14 protein-coding genes are annotated in these 15,572 nt (G+C 63.2%); 6 read left to right on the top strand and 8 right to left on the bottom strand.

The features are described 5' to 3' along the window. Positions 1–81 precede the first annotated feature (81 nt). The 5 genes from ABD683_RS08295 to ABD683_RS08275 form a co-directional block, all read right to left on the bottom strand. A complete protein-coding gene (locus tag ABD683_RS08295; RefSeq protein WP_344768959.1) occupies positions 82–1,578 on the bottom strand; it encodes an aldehyde dehydrogenase family protein in 1,497 nt (498 codons plus the stop codon). Next, the gene (locus ABD683_RS08290; protein WP_344768958.1) at positions 1,575–2,297 is read right to left on the bottom strand and encodes an ABC transporter ATP-binding protein; all 723 of its coding nucleotides are present in this window, start codon (positions 2,295–2,297) and stop codon (positions 1,575–1,577) included. Before ABD683_RS08290 ends, ABD683_RS08295 begins: the two co-directional genes overlap by 4 nt. Continuing rightward, the gene (locus ABD683_RS08285; protein ID WP_344768957.1) at positions 2,294–5,017 is read right to left on the bottom strand and encodes an ABC transporter permease subunit; all 2,724 of its coding nucleotides are present in this window, start codon (positions 5,015–5,017) and stop codon (positions 2,294–2,296) included. The genes ABD683_RS08290 and ABD683_RS08285 overlap by 4 nt, the downstream gene beginning before the upstream one ends. Before the next feature lie 44 nt (positions 5,018–5,061). After that, positions 5,062–6,264: an ABC transporter substrate-binding protein gene (locus ABD683_RS08280; protein ID WP_344768956.1), complete on the bottom strand. Its 1,203-nt coding sequence runs from the start codon at positions 6,262–6,264 to the stop codon at positions 5,062–5,064. A gap of 664 nt (positions 6,265–6,928) precedes the next feature. Continuing rightward, positions 6,929–7,177, bottom strand: coding sequence for a hypothetical protein (locus tag ABD683_RS08275; protein ID WP_344768954.1), 249 nt, complete (start codon positions 7,175–7,177; stop codon positions 6,929–6,931). Between ABD683_RS08275 and ABD683_RS08270 the strand changes: the two genes are divergently transcribed. Further along, the gene (locus tag ABD683_RS08270) at positions 7,160–7,762 is read left to right on the top strand and encodes a hypothetical protein (protein ID WP_344768952.1); all 603 of its coding nucleotides are present in this window, start codon (positions 7,160–7,162) and stop codon (positions 7,760–7,762) included. The two genes, ABD683_RS08275 and ABD683_RS08270, sit on opposite strands and share 18 nt — an antisense overlap. A 94-nt stretch (positions 7,763–7,856) precedes the next feature. Next, positions 7,857–8,342: a hypothetical protein gene (locus tag ABD683_RS08265; protein ID WP_344768950.1), complete on the top strand. Its 486-nt coding sequence runs from the start codon at positions 7,857–7,859 to the stop codon at positions 8,340–8,342. A 40-nt stretch (positions 8,343–8,382) separates the two neighbouring features. Here ABD683_RS08265 and ABD683_RS08260 read toward each other — a convergent pair whose 3' ends face one another. Further along, entirely contained in the window at positions 8,383–8,886 is a 504-nt protein-coding gene (locus tag ABD683_RS08260; protein WP_344768949.1) for a hypothetical protein, read from the bottom strand. An 89-nt stretch (positions 8,887–8,975) separates the two neighbouring features. Between ABD683_RS08260 and ABD683_RS08255 the strand changes: the two genes are divergently transcribed. The 4 genes from ABD683_RS08255 to ABD683_RS08240 all read left to right on the top strand — a co-directional run bounded on the left by ABD683_RS08255 (position 8,976) and on the right by ABD683_RS08240 (position 12,010). Then, complete coding sequence (locus ABD683_RS08255; RefSeq protein ID WP_344768947.1) at positions 8,976–9,758, top strand: excisionase family DNA-binding protein; 783 nt, start codon at positions 8,976–8,978, stop codon at positions 9,756–9,758. A gap of 17 nt (positions 9,759–9,775) precedes the next feature. Next, on the top strand, positions 9,776–10,468 hold the full coding sequence (locus ABD683_RS08250) for a hypothetical protein (RefSeq protein ID WP_344768945.1): 693 nt from the start codon (positions 9,776–9,778) through the stop codon (positions 10,466–10,468). A gap of 137 nt (positions 10,469–10,605) precedes the next feature. Continuing rightward, positions 10,606–10,800 carry a helix-turn-helix transcriptional regulator gene (locus tag ABD683_RS08245; protein ID WP_344768943.1) on the top strand — a complete coding sequence of 65 codons (195 nt, stop codon included), beginning with the start codon at positions 10,606–10,608 and terminating at the stop codon, positions 10,798–10,800. A 121-nt stretch (positions 10,801–10,921) separates the two neighbouring features. Then, entirely contained in the window at positions 10,922–12,010 is a 1,089-nt protein-coding gene (locus ABD683_RS08240; protein ID WP_344768942.1) for a site-specific integrase, read from the top strand. 62 nt (positions 12,011–12,072) lie between these two features. Here ABD683_RS08240 and ABD683_RS08235 read toward each other — a convergent pair whose 3' ends face one another. Together ABD683_RS08235 and ABD683_RS08230 are read right to left on the bottom strand one after the other, a co-directional pair. Next, on the bottom strand, positions 12,073–13,131 hold the full coding sequence (locus tag ABD683_RS08235; protein ID WP_344768940.1) for a CHAT domain-containing protein: 1,059 nt from the start codon (positions 13,129–13,131) through the stop codon (positions 12,073–12,075). Between the two features lie 431 nt (positions 13,132–13,562). Then, positions 13,563–15,572, bottom strand: coding sequence for a hypothetical protein (locus tag ABD683_RS08230; protein ID WP_344768938.1), 2,010 nt, complete (start codon positions 15,570–15,572; stop codon positions 13,563–13,565).

Genomic DNA, 15,572 nt, shown 5'->3' with positions numbered 1-15,572 from the left:
AATCAAGCAACGTGGTTGGTCAGGGTCCGGGCGCGCGACCGTTCGAGAGTCGGGTGTCGCTGCGACGTTTCGTCGATCGCCTCACAGTGGCCAGTGGATGTGCTGCACCTCGAGGAACTCCCGCATTCCTTCTTCTCCCCCGTCCCGGCCGATTCCGCTGAGACCGAACCCACCCCACGGCATGTCCGCTCTGCTGGGGCCACCCCCGTTGATTGCCACGGTGCCCGACCGGATGCGCCGGGCGAATGCCATCGCATCGGAGGTGCGTCCCCAGACGCCGGCATTGAGTCCGAAGTCGGTGGCGTTCGCCAGTGCCAAGGCCTCGTCAACATCTTCATAGGGCAGGACCACGGCGACTGGCCCGAACAACTCGCGCCTGCTGATCTCGGCATCGTTGTCCACCGCTCCGATGAGTGTGGGGTTCAGGAAGAATCCGCTCTGCCCCTCGGGCCGCCCGCCCCCGGCGAGCACGCATGCTCCAGCCGCCAGAGCACGGTCGATGACCGCCTCGACAGATTGACGCTGCTCGTCGCGGATCAACGGCCCCACGACCGTGCTCTCCAGCCACGGATCGCCCACCGGCAACGCCTCCATGACGTCGCGAGCAATCTCCGCAACCTCTTCGTAGTCCGCGATGGGTACCAGGAGTCGCGTGGTGGCTCCGCACGCCTGACCGGCATTGCGTGTGAACCGCAGCACCGAGGAGGTGACGGCGGCACGCAGGGGCGCGTCCGGAAGGATGACACTTGGCGACTTGCCACCCAGCTCCAGGACGACACGCTTCACGGTGGCCGCACTCTGAGCCTGGATCTGACTGCCGACCGCGGTCGACCCAGTGAAGCTGACGACATCGACCTCTGGGTGCGTCGTCAGCTCGACGCTCGCCTCGATCTCGCCGGTGACGAGGTTGAGAACTCCCGGTGGCAGTCCCGACTCGATCGCAAGTCGTACCAACGCCCGGCTCGTCAGGAATGTCCGTGGCGAAGGGCTCAGCACGACCGAGCAGCCGGCCGCAAGCGCGGCGCCCACTTTCAGCGCTGCAATTCCGAGCGGAAAGTTGTATGCCGTGATGGCCGTGACGACACCCGCAGGCTGCCAGAAAAGGATGCTGGCGCTGGAGCCGTCACCGACCGGCAGACTCCGTTCCCAGCCGCCCAGCGGCCCACTCCGTGCGAGGCCGGCATAAAACCGGATCCGCGCGATCGAGGTGGCCACCTGCATGGTTCTCGTTGTCGCGATCGGCGACCCGAGCTCGGTCACGATGAGGGCCTGCAGCTCGGCGGAGTGGGCTTCGAGCGTGTCGGCCAGCCGGTCCAACGCAGATCCTCGTTCAACGGGCGACATACGCCCCCACGGACCGTCGAGGGCTGCGCGCGCGGCGAGCACCGCCCGGGAAGCCTGCTCGCGGCTCGCCGGGGGCACGTGCTCAAGCACCTCTCCTGTCGACGGGTTCATCGAGGTCAGGACACCCTCGCCAGCGCCGTCCTCCCACCTGTCGCCTATCAGCACTGTGGGACCTCGACCCAGGGTCAGTCCCCGTTCGATCAGTGCTGATCTGGCCATCTCGTCCTCGGTCATCGCTTGTCCTCGTCTGGCACCGCGGTGCCCAGATCATCGGTCGAGTCAGAGAGGTATGCCGCCTCGAACTCCTCCCAGTTGGTCGAACGGTCTCCGGTCGCGGCGATCTCGCCCTGACGGAGCAGGTACCACCGATCAGCCACGGCAAGAGCCCGCTTGGCCTGCTGCTCGACGAGGATCACCGCCACCCCGGCATCATCAGCAGCCTGACGTAGCCGGGTCATCAGCCGATCGACCACCAGCGGCGCCAAGCCGAGCGAGAGCTCGTCGGCCAGCAGCAATGTCGGCTCAAGCGCGAGGCTGCGCGCCAGGGTGAGCATTTGCTGCTCACCACCGGACAGCAGTCCGGCCGGCCGCTGGAGCAACGGTTCGAGCTCGGGAAAGATCGCCAGCGCTCCTTCGACGCCGCCCTTGCCGAGACGGAGGTTGTCACGAGCTGACATCTGGGGAACGACCGATCTCTCCTCAGGTACGAACGCCAGACCCTGACGGACGCGTCGGTGCAGTGGCGCATGAGTTGCCTGACCCAGGAGGCGCACCTCACCGGCCAGCGGGGGGAGCTCACCTGCAACCGTCAGAAGCGTCGTGGTCTTGCCTGCACCGTTCGGTCCGAAGAGCGCCACGACCTCCCCCGCATGCACCTCCAGGTTGACGTCGCGCACCGCAGCAAGATCGCCGTAGCCTGCCGTGAGCCCGACCAGCTCCAAGATCGCGGTCACCGTGTCACCACTGCCACAGTGTCGGCCGACTCGGCATCCACGCCGAGGTAGGCCTCGATGACGGCACTGTCCTGTCGGATCTCATGCGGCGAACCGTGCGCGAGCACTCTGCCCTCGGCGAGGACAGTGACCTCATCACTGACCGAGAGCACCAGGTCGATGTTGTGCTCCACGAGCACAACAGCGATGCCCCACACGTCGGCGAGCGAGCGTACGAGTTCGGCCAGCTCGTTGCTCTCCGCACTGCCCAGACCTGCGGCAGGCTCGTCCAGGAGAATCACCGAGGGCGCCGACGCGACGGTCCGGGCGATCGCCACCAGTCGTCGATCGCCGAAGGGCAGCGACTCCACCGGGACGTCGAGCATTGATTCCAGCTGAAACTTCTCGATCGCGACCTCGGCGGCCTCACTGAGTGCGATGGGACCCGGTCTGACCAGGTCCGTCAGATATTTGCGTCGTCGCCCCTCATCGCATCCAACGGCGATGTTGTCGCGAGCCGTCAGGTTGGAGAACAGCTCCATCGACTGGAAGGACCGGCGGAGCCCCGCTCGCGACCTGCGCATGGGGCTCGCACCATTGAGATCCGAGCCGTTGAGACGTACGTGGCCCGCCGAGACGTCGGCGAAGCCAGTAAGCGCGTCGACGAGTGTCGTCTTGCCCGCTCCATTCGGTCCAATCACCCCGTGCACCGTGCCGGGACGGACCGTCAGACTCACGCCGTCAAGGGCCTGCACACCTCCGAACCGCACGCTGACTCCCTCGACCTTCAACTCTTGGGCCGGCACCCGCAGCGACACGCCCGTGTCCGATCGCGCAGGACGTCGGACATGCGGCACCGCAAGGTCGGCGTCCTTCGCCTCCCGTCGGCGCGACAGCTTGGAGCGCAGCACCCGATACCCCTCGATGTTCATGTCGGCCAAGCCTTGATCGGATCGCAGAACGTACAGAACTGTGAGGCCACCGATCAGCGGCAACCAGACGTGCAGCCCGATCAAGTTCAACAGCCACGTGCCGATCCCGCCCGTTACGAAGGTTGCACCGACGAAAGCGCCGGGGATGCTCCCCACACCTCCCACCACCGTCACTGCGACCAGGTTGATCGACGACATGACTCCGAACTGCGATGTCAGCACGACTGACTGCATGAATGCGAACAGGCTTCCGCCGATCGCAGCGATCGCCGACGCGAGCATGAACGCATAGAGCTTGCACCAGTAGACGTTGACGCCGAGCGACGCCGCAGCACGTTCGCTTGAGCGCACGGCGAGAAGCCTGCGGCCTACTTGACCACGGCGCAGATTGGCCACCATGAGGGCAACCAGGAAAGACGCGACCACACAGACCAGGCCGTACCGCGTCGGATGAAGGAACGGGTCAACACTCCAGCCGAAGATCGATGGCGCGTCGATCGGTATGCCGTCGACTCCACCGGAGTACTTCCCGTTGTTGAGCACGAGGTTGTAGAGAGCCACTGCCAGACCCAGCCCGACGATGGCCAGATTGATGCCACGTGACCGGAGCGCTGGGACGCCCACGATGCCGCCGACGACGAGGGCGACGACAGCCGCGACGACGATGGAAAGCAGGAATGGCAGCCCAAAGCTGCTCACTGTCTTCGCCGCTGCGAACGCCCCCACCCCGCCGAGAACGTACTGTGCCAGAGAGATCTGGCCCGCGTAGCCGGTCACGACAACGACCGACAAGCACATGATGGACATCGTCACTGTCACCGTCAGGTAGGTCGCGACCTCGTCCGAGGCGCCGAAGACCATGAAGGCCGCGACAAGCGACGCGAAGACCATGACGGGAACGACACGCACGCGTCCGGCGCCGACCGATGGCAATCGATCCAACAGGTAGCTCCGCAGCGGGAGACCCCGTCCCCTCACGATGAGGACGATGATCACGACCAGGAAAGGCACACTCTGCGCCCACCCGGGATCCTTGACATGAAGCGCCATCAACGACTCCACGACACCGATCAGCAGTGCGGCGGCGAAGGCCATCGGGAACGACGCAAAGCTTCCTATAAGGGCCGCGGCAAGTGCCGGGAGCACGATCAGCGGCAGATTGATCGGCTCCAGACTGGTGATCGGACCAATGAGCACTCCGGCCAGGCCGGCGATCGCGCCGCCAACCCCCCAGTTCGCGGCGGCGATGAGGTCCGGTGAATGACCCATGCTCGCTGCCGTCCTGGGGTTCTGGGCCACCGCGCTGGTCAGGCGACCGAAAGAGGTGAAGCGATAGATCGCCCACAGCACAGTGGTGAGCACCACCCCGAGCGTGAAGATGATCAGCCGGTCCGCACCGATGTTGGCGTTGGGCAGCACCTCGACGCTGTTGGTGGGCAGCAGCGAGGTGATGAGGAAGTTGCGGTCCCCGTAGATGATCACCGCGGTGGCCTGCAGAGTCACCAGCACCCCCAACGTGGCGATGAGACGCGCCAGCGCCGAGGAATGCCTCATGGGACGAAGGATGAGGGTCTGGACCGCGACCCCAAGTAGAGCGGTGAAGCAGACACTGACGACGAGCGCGGCACCCAGGCTCAATCCGGCGTGCTCGTAGAGGTTGTAGTAGGCGTAGGCACCGAACATGACGAAGGCGCCCTGAGCAAAATTGACAATTCCAGAGCCTCGGTAAACCAGCACGAGCCCCTGCGCCACCATGGCGTACAGGGAACCCGTGCCGATCCCGATGAGGATGAAAGCGAGTTCATTCACCGTTGTTGCTCGTCTCTCTTCATCGTGACTTTTGAGCTAGCGGATCAGCTGGCAGCGGTGAATGGGTTGGGGAACCCGTCCTTGCTCTGGATGATCGTGTCGCCCTTGATTTGGTTGTACGTGACCGTCGGCGAGAACTTGAGCCGCGGAAGGTCCTTGAGTGGCGAGGTGTCCGCGCCCGGCATCGGGGCTGTCACACCAATGTCGTAGGCACCGACCTTTGCGCTGTTCAACGCCTTGAGGACGGAGGCGGCATCGACCGTGTCCAGGTTCTTGGCGACCTCGGCGAAGAGCTTCACGCCCGCGTAGGCGCCGAGAGCAAGCTCGTCCTTCTTCGCCGACTTGTCGACCATGTCCATGTACTTCACGAAATTTCCGATCTCGTCGGTCTTCAGCGTCGGTGACTGGGTGAGTCCGACGACATACAGGTCTTCACCCGCGGCACCGAGGTTCTTGACCGCGCCCGTGGAGATACATGCCGAGACCGAAATGATCTTGCCCTTGAATCCTTGCTGGCGCAGCGCTTTGGCCTGCGGGACAGCGGTGGCCTCGCTTCCGGTGACCACGACGGCGTCAGTGCCCCCCTGCATCGCCGAGGCAGCGAAGGAGCTGTAGTCGGTCGTTGCCAACGGCGCCACGACCGAGCGAGCCTTGGCCGCTCCCTGCGAGTCCAGAGCCTGATTCAGCAGCGTCTCACCGTACTCGCAGGCCGCGATCTCGCACCGGATGATCGCTGGCTTCTCGGCGCCGAGCTCCTTGAGGTAGGAGGCGATGCCGTAGTACCAACCGGCCTGGCCTGAGAGCGGGAACGACACCGGGGACTTGAACTCCTCGGGCGACAGACCGGTTCCCAGCAGGTACGGAATCTTCTCGCTGTCGAGGATCTTCCAGGTCGCCGGGAAGTAGATCGCCGAGCCGACAAACGCAGCCGCATCGGCCTTCTTGGCCTTCTTCACGCAAGCGTTCGTGACGTTCGGATCACCCGTGTTGTCGCAGGAGACAAGCTTCAGCTTGCGACCGTTGATACCACCGGCTGCATTGATCTCCTCGACCGCGGCTTGCGCGCCGGTCTCGGTCTGCGGCTTGTTGGAAACCTGGCCGCTGAACGAGTTGGTCTGGAAGATCACGATCGGCGCGTCGCCGCCGGTGTCGCTGCCGGAAGATCCGCATCCGGCAAGCACCGAGGCGGCTGCGGACAGAACGACAAGGGCACGCATCGCCTGCGATCGGGGGGTGGTAACTGACATGGTGAACTCCATCTTGAGGGGGTGCTGCGGTGAGTTGGCGTCGAGAAGGACTCGGCGCCAGATCTGGACTGTTGGCGACTACTCGCAGTGGTCCGGAGTGGCTGCTGGGCATCCACTCCACCGAAAAGCCAAAGTTCGGTATTCGGATTTGGTTCGTTATTCTGAAATAGTGCTGCGATGTGCGTCACATGTCAAGCGAGCCGACCCAATTGCTTGTGGGGCGGTCGAGACCAGCTCCAGGTCGCGGTCTCACGTATAGGAGGCCATGAGCAACATGGCCCGGACCGGAAACTGCCGAACGAGCGACCACCGTGCTCATGGAATCCGGATCGCCGGACAAGTGAACGCCTGACGAGCGCGTGATTCATCGAGGGACGCACTGACACACGTCGCACCCGGCAGAACACCCGCATGCTGAAATGCGTGCTCAACTGACACTGCGAAAAGTGAAGACCCCGGTATCACTGGAATTCCAGTGATACCGAGGGTCCTTTTCGCGCGGTGGCGGTGGGATTTGAACTCGAAAATCGGCCGTTTGCGACCTCGTGTGACTCGCGAATTCACTGCGATTCCAATGAATTCGCATCACAGTGATGTGTCCGAATCCCGCTAGATCACAACAAAGTGTGCCCAAAATGTGCCCACGAATTGGCCCGTCTCGAAGTCAGCTCTCGGTCTGGCCGAACCTCTGATAGGCAGCCTGACGCGTGGTGTCGAGAGCCAAACCAATCGTCGTCCACGTGTCCCCCGCATCGCGAGCAGCTTTGACGGCAGCGCGCAGGTCATCATCCGCCTGATCGACAGCCTTGCGCGCAGCGATGATCGCCCGGAAGTGCGAGGCGTCAAGTGCGGTCGAGGTGGATGGGTCGAGCGAATCGGGACTCGTGTCGTCCTGGTGCATCAGCTTCGCCATCGTCATCACCTCATCCCCACGCGTAAAGACTACCTTTACAAGTCGATGCCGCAAAGGCGTCTTGACAGTGGGTTGCATCTGAATGAAGTCCCGGCCGCGATGCCCGATGATGGCTTTATGGGGTTCAAGGGCCGTAACGGCGATCAGTACGTAGTCGACACGTCTCGTCTCGATCGCGCTTCAGAGGTAGCGGTCTGCAGAGCCACCCTTGAACTCATCGCCCCCGATGTTGATCGCTTCCAGTGCGACGTGCCCTGGAGTCGCGAAGCAGACTGGCCTACCGAAGTGAGTCAAGCCGCCTCCCTACTGGTGCCGGTTCATTCGGGCTACCAGACGTCGGGATGGATTCAGGGCTTTTCAGATGTGATCTGGCGAGCGTTCGTAGCCTTCGCTCCATACGCCTACAGCGCCGACGCGTGGACAGCAGAAATGAAGCTCCTCGGCGAAGTCAACGATGAAGGTACGTCGCTCACCGTTCGTGTCCTGCCGGAACAGCTCCAACAGTTCGGGCAATCAGTTCATGGAGCAGACGTCGTTCCCCTCAGCAAATGGCGCAAGGGATCCCGAGCTCTCGGTTCCCCGTAGGTGTGTTGGGCTCCTCGGCTTGCCCGACTTACCGTTGTCCGGACTGCCAGATGAGTTCCTCATTTAGCCATTTCGTTTGCCCTACTGTTTGCCCATGCAGCGCAAGAAGTTCCCCGGCCCGGACAGGCGGCATCTCATCCGGCCCGGCCGTTCGATGCAACTCAGGATCGAATCAAGCGTTGGCTACCGCGACGGCTCGAATTTGCCAACCTTCGTCAATCTCGAGTGGGCTGGCCGGGTTGGGCATCCGTCTTCGTACGGACTTCTTGGAGGGACAAGGGCGCGGCAACCCGAGCTTCGAATCTGGACGTCCACAAGCCCCTTCAGACAATCGTTGGCCGGGTCCGCTGATGAGGTGTTCTGGGGATTGCCCGCTGAGTACGAGGAGGCGATTGAGCGGACGTTGGCCGACCAGGCCAGCGCAGTCAACGTAGGCACGGCGGCCCATGGGATGGTCGGCTCGTCCAACCTCGTCTTCATGAGACTCACGACCTTGCTGTGCAGGCTCCTCGGTGCCGGGATTCCCACCGACGATGACGACGTATGGCGATTGCTCGATTCATGCTGGAGCGAGAAGTAACTGATCTGCGCATTGGCCTATACCCGCCCACGCCGATGGCTCAATCTATAGGTGTTCGTCGGTTGATCCAGGGACACTCATCAACCGGCACAACTCTCGCGGTCTGCTCGAAAACGGTATTGACCAGCTCGGCTACTCGCTCCGCGAGCATTCGCCCCTCGAAGGTGTTGATCGCTCCGTACCTGCGCGTTACGTCGATCACCTGGTCGACGATCAAGGCCATCAACTGCAGGTCCTGGCCGACGACGTTCAGACAATCGTCTGTTGTGTGGGCACGGCGGCGACCGGACGATGACTGGCGACGCGAAGCATCTCGACGCGCGCCACGCTCCTGCGCCTCCTCGACGACGTCCGACAGGTCCTTGACCTTCGGCTGCTTGTCCTTCCAGCTCTCCAGTCCGTGGCGCTCTTCGTACGCAGACTGGCGGCACTGCTGCGAGCACCAGCGACGCGGTCGGCCACGCTTCTGCGGCGGCATCCGCTTGCCGCATCGCTCACATAGCCGAGGCTTGCTCTGCTCCTTCGACCCGTTGCCATCGCTCATGACACCCCAAGGCCGAGACTTCGAGCCCGAGAGGACATCACCACCAAATTTCGTCACACACCTCATGCACTCCCGGAAAGTCTGACGAAATGCGAGGGGAGGAACGTCCTCGCGCATTGCCACTTCTATTGTCATACGACAATAGAAGTGGCAATATTGCAGATATGCCTATCGGTGTCTCGGAAGCAGCGGAACGTCTGGAGGTCTCGCGTCAACGCGTGCTCCGGATGATCGCTGACGAGCGCCTACCGGCGGAGCGAGTCGGCAAGTCCTGGGCGATTAACGAGGCCGACATCGCCCGGCGCCGTGTCCCCATCGGGCGTCCGCTTTCCATGGACATGGCGCGAGGATTCCTCGACCTGGCAGCCGGCATACGGCCCGAACTAAGTGCACGCGACATCTCGCGCCTTCGGGTCAACATGGCTCGCCTCGTACGCGAGGTGCGGTCCGACGGAGATCCTGCAGGACTCCTGCGATCGTGGCTACCTCACCGAGCGCTGCGCCGCGAGATGTCCGTCGCCGAAGGGGATCTGCCCGAGGTGTTCGCTGATGATCGCTTCGTCATCTCCGGGATTTCGGACAAGCGCGCGGGCATGTCCTCTCCTCGCATGGGAGAGGGCTACGTGGAGGAGCAGGTTGCTCGGAAGTTCCTGGAGGACCACTTCGTCGTCGAGGCTGACGACCGAGCCCGCGCCAACCTCATCGTCCATGTCGCCGACGTCGTTCCCCCGATCTCACCCGTCGTGATCGCTGCCGACTTGGCCGACTACCGCGCCGGACGCGAGGACCGACAAGCCCAGGCTGTCCTCGAGGACTGGATCGACTCTGGCAGCTACGACGAGAAGCTCCTGTTCGGACGGGGCCGCCCATGACCGTCCACATGCCCGCAATGACCGACTCCCAAATCGCATCGTGGCACGCCCTGATGGACCTGCACGAGTCATTGCCCGGACGGTGGACCATCGTCGGCGGCCAGATGGTTCACCTGCACTGTGCCGAGCGCGAGACCTACCCCGTACGGCCGACAGACGACGCCGACGCGTTGCTGGATGCCAAGACCCACCCGTCGATCCTCCACGACTTCACCGCTGGACTCGTCGAAGCTGGGTTCACACCATCGACGAGTGGCAGTGGATATCAACACCGGTGGAGGAAGGGCGACGCCCAGATCGACGTTCTCATCAGCAACAAGCTCGGCGAGCGAAAGAGCTACCGGACGATCACCGGCGCCCCGACCGTCGGCACCCCCGCAGCAGCCCTGGTCCTCAACCGCTCAGAAGATCTCGACATCGAGGTCGCCGGTCGCGTTGGCACGGTGCGACGACCGACCCTTCTTGGCTCCCTCATCGCCAAGGCCGCAGCACACACCGTCGGAGACGGGAAGGACCGTCATCGCCAAGACTTCGCTGTGCTCGCGTCCATGCTCCGCGCCAACGACCTGCGAAGCGCGTCTCTCGCGAGGAGCGAGCGGAGATACCTCACTCGGATGCTGGCAGCGACCCTCGATGACCCCGTCGCACTCGAGCTCAGCCCGGACATCAGGAACGGGTTGGCACGTCTGGGAAGCATCCTGACCGCGTAGGTCCGAGCAACGTTCCCCCACGTTCCCCCAAACGTTCCCCCCTCAACGTTCCCCCGATTCTTGAACGTTCCCTGGCCCTTCGAGCGCACCTGAGCGGCCTTAGGTGGGTGTGATGCCAACGGATACGGAGGAAGCAAATGACTGATCAGGTGATGGAGCGGCTCGTCGCGCCGGAGGATCTCGCCGAGCTGCTCTCGGTGACAACGGGGCAGCTGGCCCAGATGCGCTACCTCGGGACCGGCCCGGAGTACGTGAAGGTCGGCACGCGAGTGCGGTACTCGCTGTCTGACGTACGGACCTGGCTCGACGAGCAGCGGCGCGCTCGTACGTGACGGGAGGGCGGTGATCCACAGGGACCAGGGTCACCGCCGGTTGTCCACAGTTCGGCCGTCGCCTCTGGTCTCGCGGAGGACGGCGGCGGTATGCCGGAGTGCGGAAGGGAGGTGATTCACCGTGGCGACCATCGAGTCTTACGAGACGTCCGGCGGCAAGCGGTACCAGGTTCGCTACCGCACGCCCGAGCACAAGCAGACCAAGAAGCGTGGCTTCAGGACCAAGCGCGACGCCGAGCAGTTCGCGGCCTCGGTCGAGGTTCAGAAGTACCGGGGCGAGTACGTCTCGCACCAAGCCGGACAGGCGACGGTCGGGGAGCTTGGACCGGGCTGGCTGGTCCGCCAGAGCGCACACCTCAAGCCGTCGTCCCTGCTGGCGCTCGAGATCGGGTGGCGCGTCCACGTCGAGCCGCGCTGGCGTGACGTTCGGGTCAGCGACATCAGCCGGACAACGATCCAGGACTGGGTCGCTGCGCTCGGTGCCGACCGGTCCGCCACGACCGTCAAGCGCGCCTTCGGTGTCCTGTTATCGATCCTCGACGAAGCCGTCGACGACCGGCGCATCATCGCCAACCCGGCCAAGGGCGTGAAGACCAAGCGCAAGGTCATGCGCGGCCGCGTCTACCTCAACCATAAACAGGTCGACCGCCTTGCCCGCGAGGCCGGCGACGCGTCCGGTGTCGTCCTGGTTCTCGCGTACACCGGCATCCGCTGGGGCGAGATGATCGCACTTCGCGTACGCGACGTCGACACCACGCGACGCCGCCTCTCGATCGAACGCAACGCCGTCGAGGTCGGCACCGAGATCCACGTCGGCACACCCAAGAACCACGAGCGCCGATCGGTGCCGTACATCCAGATGCTCGACCCGCTCTTCGAAAAGGCCTGCGCCAGCAAGCCGCCCGAGACACTCCTCTTCCCCGGACCTGACGGCGAGCTCCGACGCCGCACGCGAACCGATGGCTCATCCGGCGGATGGTTCGCTGGCGCCGTCCGACGAGCCGGCATTCCCCGCGTCACTCCCCACGACCTCCGCCACACCGCCGCATCCTTGGCGATCTCATCCGGTGCGAACGCCAAGGCCGTCCAACGCATGCTCGGCCACAAGTCCGCCGCCATGACGCTTGACGTGTACGCTGACCTCTTCGAAGACGACCTCGACGCCGTTGCAGCCGCCATGAACGACGCGGCTCTCCGTGCTCTTTCCTGACCTCACGCACCTCCACTAACGCGGGTTGACAACAGAGGGAGCCGGAATGACACGCACTCCACCTAGGCGGGGGTGACTAGCACGACAGCGTTTGGGTCGACGTCGTCTGCCCACGCGAGTGTGGGGAGCTCTGCGCTATCGAGACCAGCCAATTCGAGCGCTGCTTGACCTGACGCGTGTGCAGAGCCTATCGACTGGCCATTCGCCACAGCGGCGTAGAACTGCGCGGCGTAATTGATTGCGTCGGCATCGGCGATGCTATCGGCCATACCGATGGCGAACGGTGCTACGGACTTCACTAAGCCGTCGATCTGGGCTGCTGAATTGCACGAGTTCAGCAGCACCAGAAGCGGCGGGGCGTCGGTGGCCTGAACAGCCCGCGCAAAAGCTGCGGCGGTCACGATCACGCCGGCGTGCGGCCCATCCTCCTCGTCTTCGAAAACGATGAGATCCGCGTCGCTGTGCCCCGAAAAGTGGACGACGTGTGGTCGGAACTTCGTAATGCCGTCCAACAAGTCATCCGTCGTCGCGGCCGGCCGGACGTCAAGTTCGACCAGCTCGCGATGCAGCGCGGACTCAACAGCAGCCCGGATCCGTTTTTGTTCTCGCCCAACCCGCAAGTCTCCCTCGGAGGACGCCCCCAAGATGAGGACCCGAAGCTGCTCTTGTTTTGGCGCCGGTAGTTCACGGGTCATCTCGACGAGGCCTCTCTCCGCATCGGTAACCCTTGACTCGAGCACCCGTTGCTGCGCTGCCACGCGCTGGTCCGCTTGATGTTGTGCGCGTTGCCGCTTCTTCTCAGTCGCGAGCGCCTCCGATTGCTCAGCCCTTGACAGTTTCACGGCCAACGATGCTTCCTCGGCCGCGTACCGTGACGCCTTCTTCGCCCAATCGGCTGCGGTCTTCGCGGCGGAGGCAGCATCCTTCTCCTTGCGTTCGGCTTCGCGAAGCTTGCTCGACTGGGTGCTCGTGCTCTTCGACTTATGAGCTGCTTGACGCGCCTTGGCAGCTTCGTTGCGCTTAACTGATTCCTTCGATCGGTACTCGTTGGCGCGTCTATCAGCTTCCAGCCGCTGCTTCCGCTTCCGGTCCAGTTGGCCTCGATACATGCTTGCGCTCATGCAGTTCCTCCTGCCGTTAAAGGGCTGTAACAGTTCGATCACACCTCTCGCGAATCCGACGCTACGACGACCACCCGACAAAATGGACGCCCATCTTGGGTCCAAAGTGCATCCCTCGCAGCCAAGCGGCAACAGACCCGTCAGCCACGGAAGGCGGCATGATGCATGTGCGGGCTGGTGACTGCGCCATGGCCCTATCCAGGATGGCCGCTAGCGACGCCGAGCGAACGTGGTGGCCAGGACAACAAGTACGGCCAGCCTGCAATGCCGAGCAACATGAATCCCGCCCGTAACGGTGGGGCATCGTTAATTTGTCTGAACCCCGATCGATTGGCACTCACAGGTTGCAGAAAAACGTCACGCGTCGCGGGGCTCGCAGTGGCGGCGCCGACGAAGGATCGAGTCGGATTGCCTGGGGTCGGTCACTGATCTCATGGCCGCAGTCGTCGGATGAGTCGGCGGACCGAGCCCACTGCCGCACCGACCATGACGGCCACCGCGACGGTCGCGCCGCTTGGAACTCCTGTTGCGCTGTCGATTGGTTGCCGGATGCGCCCCCGCAGGTCACGAACTGCTGACGCCGACACATCCCCAGCACCGTTAACATCGCGCGCCAGATCGGCTTCAATATTGTCGGCGCTGCCCGGTCCGCACAGCATGACCACTAGCAGCAGGGCGCGCAGGCACAGCGCCGCTTCGGAAGATGAAACTGCGGCGACCTTACCGTGAGCGATCTCGTTCCGAAGATTCTTCCCGGCATGATTCACGAGGAGCCAACGGAGGAAATAGAGCCACGACTCATCAAGGTCTAAGTCGGCAAGTGAATCGAGCAGCACACCCAACGGTGGGTAGACTCCCGGCCGGTCGCCCAACTGAACTTGGTAAATCCCGACGTCGAGTTCCTTGAGCAACAAGCGACAAGCACTTTCGATCCGTGGCACAGCAATGTGCACGCAGGCCTCCAGGTCCCCGTCCCAGAAGTGATGGAGTGCCCGGGCGAACACCTCTGCTAGCCCTGTGTTGCCGCGGCCCTCGAAAGCGATCAGTGCCACCAACTCGTCAACGGGCGGTGATCCGTATCGCCTCTGAAGCCGCATGAGGATCTCCGCATGGTGGTCACCGGCGACCGCCGCCTTGAAGCTCGCCTCCCTCGCCGTGATCCACTCAGCTCGAGTGTCGTCTGAGCTCGGAGTCCAGGTCGGGAGCATTTCGTTGTCGAGCAGGACCGTAGTAAAGATGTCGACAACGCGGGGGCGAAGAAGGCGCTCTTCAGCTGCAGACCTCAGGTCTTCGATCGAGCCGGTCGGTGGTGGCAGATGGGCGAATCGCATGAATCCGTTACGCCAGTCCCGATCTCGCGTGAACTGTCGGAAGTAGAACTCCATGACGAGTCGAGAAATCGAGATCGTGCTCTCGATCGACTCCAGCTCAACGTCATCGGCCGGCAGTGCTTGAAGTTCCGCTGTGAGTGCCCGACTCAGCTCGATGAGTTGCAATTGTCTCGCACGCTCGATCACGTCTCGCAACCGCACAACTTTTACAAGGCCGCTCGACGCGCGGGCTTCTTCGGCAAGCCGTTCGATCTCCCACTCCGAGATGCTTAGGCGGGCCGACTCAGTCGTCACACGTGCCCGCTTGAGCTCCGCTATGTACGTCACTGAACTCGCGTTGAAGTAGAGCTCACCGGCGCGTTCAAGTAGCGCATCGACGCCGACTGGGTCCTCCGAGGGTGCCAAACTCGTTCGACACAGTGCTCCCAGAATAGGCAAAAGGACCCCGGCGACTCTCCGCGCTGAATCCCATGAGGACACCAACACCTCCGCCATGACGACCCGACATTGTTCTTCCCCCTCGACACGACGAAACGTCCGGTCAAGTGTCCAAGCACGGATCAAGGCGTGCGCGTGATCTATGTCGAAGCCTTCGTCTACTTCACCGAACTCCAGGTAGGCATCGCGTGCGAGCTGAGACAGGGCCACCGGATCGACGCCCCTGCGAAACGCCAGATCGCTGAATCTGGCCCGTGCTGCTGATGCGTTCAGTGCTGAGGCCAGAAACGTCCAGAGTCGGACAACGTCGTCAGTGACGTGCCGAATTCGCGGCGGCCACACGAAGGCCGAGTCCCCATCGTCTAGTCCGAGTTCGCACGTGACTGGGCCGTCGAACGGTACGGCGAGCTCGTACATCAACGCGCGCTCTAACTCATTCATCAGAGGCAATGGCGGTGCCGGATCAGGGGCATCGTTGGGCTCAGCTGCTGGAGATGCCTCGGTCGGTCGAGTTATGGCGTGAAGCCTGTGCGCAGCCTCAAGGTAGTCGGCACCTTCTGCAAAGCAGTCCTCTAAAATGTTGACCGCTAACTGCGCAGATGCTGGCTCGAATGTATATCCAGTGTCTTGCGATTGATCAGGGGCCTCATCATTCCAATCTTCACCTGACAC

The organism is Aeromicrobium panaciterrae, assembly GCF_039537165.1.
Taxonomy (GTDB): Bacteria; Actinomycetota; Actinomycetes; order Propionibacteriales; family Nocardioidaceae; genus Aeromicrobium; species Aeromicrobium panaciterrae.
This window is presented reverse-complemented; position numbering and strand designations above follow the sequence as displayed.